Raw genomic sequence first — 5,924 nt, forward strand, 5'->3', positions numbered from 1 at the left:
GAATCGACTTTCCCCAAAAAGGCTTGATACTTCTCCTCTCTTAGGGTACACTATAGCCAAGAATTGTACCCTAAGAGGAGGGATTGGGATGAGGAAGGACCTGGCGGAAATCCTCGAGGGCATGACCAAGGAGGAGCTTTTGGAAGCCTTCGAGTACGTTGCCTCCCTCATCGAGGAGAAGGAGATGGAGGAACCCGAGACAAGGAGAGCCCACGTGGAGGTGAAGATGATTGGGAAGTACGGTCCCTATGCCTACCTCAGGTGGTGGGAGAACGGGAAGCACAGGTCCAAGTACCTGGGGAAGTTGAGGGTGTAAGGGGGAGACCGAAAGACTATCCTTGTGCTTCTGGGATGAGAGAAAGCCGAATGTGTTTCGGTTTGCACGGATCTTGGTATGATCAGGAGGTCTCACCGGAGCTTAAGGAAAGGACATTTGAGGGTACCTTGGGGATACTGGAATTGTAAACTGTAGAGTGTCCCACATGATGTGAACCTAAACATTTCCTTGACACAGCTTCTGTGGAGTGCTACTATTCTCTTGGGTTTGCGCAGACCCTTAATTTTCTTTTTAGGAGGTTTCAGTTTCAATGCCAACTGGTAAGGTCAAGTGGTTCAGTGCGACGAAGGGATACGGGTTCATCGAGTCTGATGAAGGTGGAGACGTTTTCGTTCACTACACAGCAATCGAAGGAACCGGTTTTAAGACTCTTGAGCAGGGGCAGGCAGTAGAGTTTGAGGTTCAGCAGGGGACGAAGGGACCCCAGGCGGTGCGGGTGAGGAAACTCTAAGATCCTCGAAAAGAGGAGCCCCGGCAACTGCCGGGGCTTTTTTGTTTTGTTAGCTTGCGGTTTCCTCTTGAAGGATAGTGTTCACAAGGAGTGGTTGGTGGAAGTACGCCTCGGTGACGTAACGGCGCATCATCCGGTGGGCGTTAAAGTAGGGAGCAATTTTGCCGATGGCGTTTTTCATGAGTTGCCTCCACTGGTCCTTCTGAGTGTAGTAAAGGGGAAGGATGAGGTACTCGAGCTTATTGTAGAAGTCATCGATTTCTTCCTCAAGGAGCTCCTGTGGAGTCTTTCCAGCATCGCTTTCTGGCCCAATGGACCATCCGGTAACTCCTTCCACATGTCCTTCTATCCACCATCCGTCGAGAACACTGAAGTGAAGCACTCCGTTGTGGGCGGCTTTCATGCCGCTTGTCCCTGAGGCCTCAAGGGGCCGCATAGGGGTGTTAAGCCACACATCGACTCCGGCAACCATTTTTTTGGCAATTTCGAGGTCGTAGTTTTCGAGAAAGGCTATTTTTATATCTGGGGTCAACTCCTGCGAGAGGCGAATGATTTCTTGAATGCATCGCTTTCCTTCCCAGTCCTGGGGATGGGCTTTTCCCGCAAAGATGAACTGAAAGGCCCACTTTCGGCGGATCTTTTTAAGACGCGCAAGGTCGGAGAAGATGAAGAGGGGACGTTTGTAGGCGGTCATTCGCCGAGCGAAACCAATGGTGAGCACATTTTCATCCATTTCTACTCCGGTCTTGTCTTTCACAAGCTGTAAAAGTTTTCGCTTCTCTTCCTGATGAGCCTTCCAAACCTCCTCATCGGGAATGATATCCGCTCGGGAGAGGAAGCTCGGTTCATAAGCCCATCCAGGGATGTAACGGTCAAAAAGCGTGCGGAAACTTTCGCTTGTCCAGGCGAAACTGTGGACACCATTTGTAATAGAGTGGATGGCGTATCCGGGGAACATGTGGCGGGAGACTTCGCTGTGGCGTCGGGCAACACCGTTCACATAGCCGCTCAGGTTGAGGGCAAGGAGAGTCATGTTCAGATGATCCTCACCGCCGTACTTTTTGAGGATGGGGAAAGGAACGATCTCTTCGAGGACTTCTTGAACAAGGTCGTAAGCAAATTTATCGTGTCCTGCTTCGACAGGAGTGTGGGTGGTGAAGACGCACCGAGCGCGAACTGGTTCTGGATCGAATTGAGGACTCTGGCGAAGGAGCTCGAGGGCAATAAAGGCAGCGTGCCCTTCGTTGATGTGGTACTTTCGCACCTCAAAACCCAGAGCTCTTAAAATACGTGCTCCTCCAATGCCAAGAACGATTTCCTGTTTCAGGCGGTAACGTCGATCACCCCCGTAGAGGAAATCAGTTATGGAACGATCCTCGGGGGCGTTCTCGGGAAGATCCGTGTCAAGGAAAATCACGGGCACAACGCTTCCGATGAAACTCCGCCAGAAGTACACCCAGGCACCTACGGTGACTTTACGACCTTCAATGGTTACGGTAACTCTCTGAGGGAGAGGAGTCAGGATTTTCTCTACCTCCCACTCCATGGGATGCTCGATTTGCCAGCCTTCGGGGGTGATTTCCTGACGGAAGTAACCCTTACGGCTTACCAGGGTAATTGCCACGAAGGGAAGGGAGAGATCGGCTGCAGAACGTACTGTGTCCCCCGCCAGGACCCCAAGCCCTCCGCTGTAGGTCGGAATGTCGTTGAAAAGGGCAATTTCCATTGACAGATAGGCGATAACGGGTTCCCTTTTGAGCTGTTCGAGAATTTCCATGGAAGTCCTCCTTCCTTATTTTCCCGTTGATCCGAGGCCTCGCTCGCCTCGCTCTGTTGGGGAGAGAGTCGAAGCTTCTACGATGCGCACCTTGGGAATCTCCCGCAAAGCCCCTTGAGCGATACGGTCGCCTTGACGAATGTGGTACTCAGCATCTCCAAAGTTGAAGAGCCGCACAACCCAGCTTCCCCGATAACCGGCGTCAATCGTTCCGGGATGAATCATAATGCCATGGCGAATTCCCATGCCACTTCGGGGACGAATGACCACCTCATACCCTGGGGGAAATTCCGAGGCAATCTCAAGATCGATAACGGCGCTCTTTCCAGGGGGAATGGTGACATCACAGGGACTGAAGAGATCAAAGCAGGCATCATCATCGTAGGCGAACTGGGGCAGTTTCGCTCTTTCGGTAAGCAGCTTGAAACGTATGACAACTTCTTTTTTTGACATTACGCCCTCAGCCCTTTTTGCTAATATTATACTGGAAGGTCGGAGGACAGAAATGGAGAAGAAAAGGCTTGCCCAGCTTCTTTTCTTTGTGTCCTTCGGGTGTCTTGCTTATGAAATGGTCCTTTTTAGGCTCTTTACATTCTTGTTTGGGCATCACTTTGTCTCACTCCTTGTTGCCTTGGCTACCCTCGGGTATGGTGCTTCTGGGGTTCTTGCCCCTTACTGTCCTCACCCTCTCAAAGTCACGACCCACCTCTTTTTCTTGGGCGCCCTCCTTGCAAGTGGCGTTGTGTTCCTCTTTCTTCCCCTTGATGTGTACCAGTTCTTCGTGCATCCCATCCAGTGGGCGTACTTGGGGATTCTTCTTTTTGTTACCTTTCTTCCTTTTTTCTTTCACGGTCTCCTGCAGGTAACTGCTTTTGAGCTCTTTCCTGAGTTCTTCCCCTCCTTCTACGCCCTGAATTTTGTCGGTTCGGCCCTTGGGGTTTTAGGTGCGCTTTTTGCTCTCTCTGTGAGGAATGAGATGCAAACTCTTTTTGCAATTGTCATCCTCCTTGCTCTTTTCGGTCTCGGAGGGAGGAAGCGTTTTTTTGTTTTTGGACTCGTCCCTTTTCTCTTTCTTCCGCTTCGCCCTTTCCTTTCTCCTTATTCCCCCCCTCGGGCGCTTCTTGCTCTTCCAAAGACCCAGCTCCTCCAGGTGTACCGAAATCCTGTGGAGTGCCTTGAGGTTTTCTCCTCGCCCTACCAGAGAGTTGGTTGGGGTTTGAGCCCTCTTTTCCAGGGTGTTCCTCCAGAAAGTTTCATCCTCGTACACGATCGCGCTCATGTTTCCTCTTTTCCTCGAACGATTGAACCCTCCTTCTCTGAGCATCTCCTTGTGGCTCTCCCCTTTTCGGTTTTCAGGCCGGAGCGAGTTCTCGTTGTTGAGGAAAGAGAAGGCTTTACGGCGTACGCAGCGCTCTTTTGTGGAGCCCAGAGTATTGACTTTGTAACCCGGTCGTCGCTTTTCGCTGCCTTTTTGCGGGATTACGTCCCTTCCTTTCCTGCCAAGGTGCATGTTGCTCTTCCTCGAAAGTTCATCACTTCCCGGAAGTCCTTTTGGGACATAGCTCTTGTTCGAATTCCAGTAGGAAGGGCTACGGTATTCCCCGGAAGTTTCTCCTTTGAAGAGGACTTTCTCCTTACGGTTGAGGGCGTGAGGGACCTCTTTGCGGCCCTGACTTCTCAAGGAGTTGCAGTTTTCTCCTTCTTTCTCCAGAATCCTCCCTCAGTTCTTCCGAAATTTGTTCTCCTTCTCCGGGAGGCCCAAGGAGAGGAATCGCTTAGGAAACAGCTCATTGTAGTGAAGAGCCTGGACTTTGCTTTGGCCCTTGTGAAGAAAACGCCTTGGACTGAAGAAGAAAAGGGCCAAATTTTCCATCACGTTCGGGAACGTTCCTTTGATCTCGTGTATGGGCCATGGCCAGAGGAAGAGATGGAGAAGGTTTTTCAGACCGAGAGACGATACTACCGGTCGGTATGTGAAGCCTTAAAAGGAAAAATTGATGCATTCTTTGACCTGGGGCCTCCTCGAGACAATCGGCCATACTTTGGGAACTTTCTCGCTTTCAGGGGTCTCGGCGAAGCCTTTGGAGAGATAGGGAAGCGGTGGCTTCCTTTTGGGGGAGCGGGATTCTTCGCGGTACTTGCTGTTCTTGTGATTGTTGGGGGATTCTCGGTAGTCTTTATTCTTCTTCCCACCCTTGTGAGGAGGCCGAGTTTCTCGCCGAAACGGTTTCGGTTTCTCCTTGGGGGAGTGTGCACCGGTCTGGGATTTATGTTCGTGGAAATTCCCCTTTTCACGTACCTCGGGGTATTTACAGGTTTTCCTCTATACTCCTTTTCTCTCCTTCTTATCGCCCTCTTTATCTTTTCAGGCTTAGGGAGTTTCCTCGTTTTCAGGAGAGGTGCCTGTTTCTTCCAGAGTCTCCTCAAGGGCCATGCTGTCCTTCTTTTTGGTTGCTTTCTTGGTCTTCACTTTCTCCGTCAGGGTCTTATGACACTCCCACCCTATGCGAGTCTTCTTTTGGTCGTTCCCTTCCTTGGAATCTTGGGATGTCTCCTCGGTTTCCCCTTTCCCCTTCTTTCTCAAAAGGTACAAGAATTTGCCCCCAACACCTTCAGCGAGGTCTTTGCCTGGAATGGTTTTTTCTCGGTCATAGCGTCCCTCCTTGCTCATCTTATCCTTGTCTTTTGGGGGCTCTGGAGTGCTTTCCTTGGAGCGGTTTTCGCCTACTTTCTTTTCTCTCTTCTACTTCTCCCGCTTTTCTCGCGTCAGGGGAACAAAGCGCACTGCCCCTAAGTCGTGGGTGACGATTCCCTCTCTGGTTTTTTCCACCACAAGAAGGCTCTGGAGACTCCAGGGAGGACCAACGGGGATGACCATTCTCCCGCCCTCCTTGAGTTGCTCAAGAAGGGGAGGGGGTATATGGTCCACTGCACAAGTGACGATAATCCCATCGAAGGGAGCGTGTTCCTTCCATCCGAAGTACCCGTCTCCCCAGAGGACGGAAACGCTTCTGTACCCGAGGTCAGCAAGGCGCTTTTGTGCTTCGTCGGCAAGGGCCTTGATGATTTCTACTGTGTAAACCTCGCAACCCATCTCGCTGAGGATTGCCGCCTGGTATCCCGAGCCTGTGCCCACTTCGAGGACTTTGTCTTTTGCCTGGACTCTCAGGTTTTCGGTCATGAGAGCCACGACATAGGGTTGGGAAATCGTTTGCCCGTAGCCAATGGGAAGGGGTGTGTCTTCGTAGGCAAGTTTCTCGAGTTCCTTTGGAACAAAGAGGTGACGAGGAACACGCCGTAGAGCCTCAATAACCCTCTCGTCAGTGATTCCTCGGCTGAGGATGTCTCTTTCCACCATT

General features: G+C 51.4%; 6 protein-coding genes. 3 read left to right on the forward strand and 3 right to left on the reverse strand.

Features of this window, described 5'->3' with window-relative positions:
• Window positions 1–88 precede the first annotated feature (88 nt).
• Both H5U36_08395 and H5U36_08400 read left to right on the forward strand, forming a co-directional pair.
• Window positions 89–316, forward strand: coding sequence for a hypothetical protein (locus H5U36_08395; protein ID MBC7218138.1), 228 nt, complete (start codon window positions 89–91; stop codon window positions 314–316).
• Between the two features lie 271 nt (window positions 317–587).
• Window positions 588–788 carry a cold-shock protein gene (locus H5U36_08400; GenBank protein ID MBC7218139.1) on the forward strand — a complete coding sequence of 67 codons (201 nt, stop codon included), beginning with the start codon at window positions 588–590 and terminating at the stop codon, window positions 786–788.
• A 49-nt stretch (window positions 789–837) separates the two neighbouring features.
• Here the strand turns inward: H5U36_08400 and glgP are convergent, their stop codons facing one another.
• Window positions 838–2,565 (reverse strand): alpha-glucan family phosphorylase, encoded by a 1,728-nt coding sequence (gene glgP, locus H5U36_08405; protein ID MBC7218140.1) that lies wholly within the window; start codon window positions 2,563–2,565, stop codon window positions 838–840.
• Window positions 2,566–2,580: 15 nt separating this feature from the next.
• Window positions 2,581–3,018, reverse strand: coding sequence for a dUTP diphosphatase (dut, locus tag H5U36_08410; GenBank protein MBC7218141.1), 438 nt, complete (start codon window positions 3,016–3,018; stop codon window positions 2,581–2,583).
• Between the two features lie 52 nt (window positions 3,019–3,070).
• Between dut and H5U36_08415 the strand changes: the two genes are divergently transcribed.
• Window positions 3,071–5,359, forward strand: coding sequence for a hypothetical protein (locus tag H5U36_08415; GenBank protein MBC7218142.1), 2,289 nt, complete (start codon window positions 3,071–3,073; stop codon window positions 5,357–5,359).
• On the opposite strand, the gene H5U36_08420 is transcribed toward H5U36_08415, so the two are convergent.
• Entirely contained in the window at window positions 5,309–5,923 is a 615-nt protein-coding gene (locus H5U36_08420) for a protein-L-isoaspartate(D-aspartate) O-methyltransferase (protein MBC7218143.1), read from the reverse strand. The genes H5U36_08415 and H5U36_08420 overlap by 51 nt on opposite strands.
• Window position 5,924 lies beyond the last annotated feature (1 nt).

Source organism: Candidatus Caldatribacterium sp. (assembly GCA_014359405.1).
GTDB classification, from domain to species: domain Bacteria; phylum Atribacterota; class Atribacteria; order Atribacterales; family Caldatribacteriaceae; genus Caldatribacterium; species Caldatribacterium oleiphilum.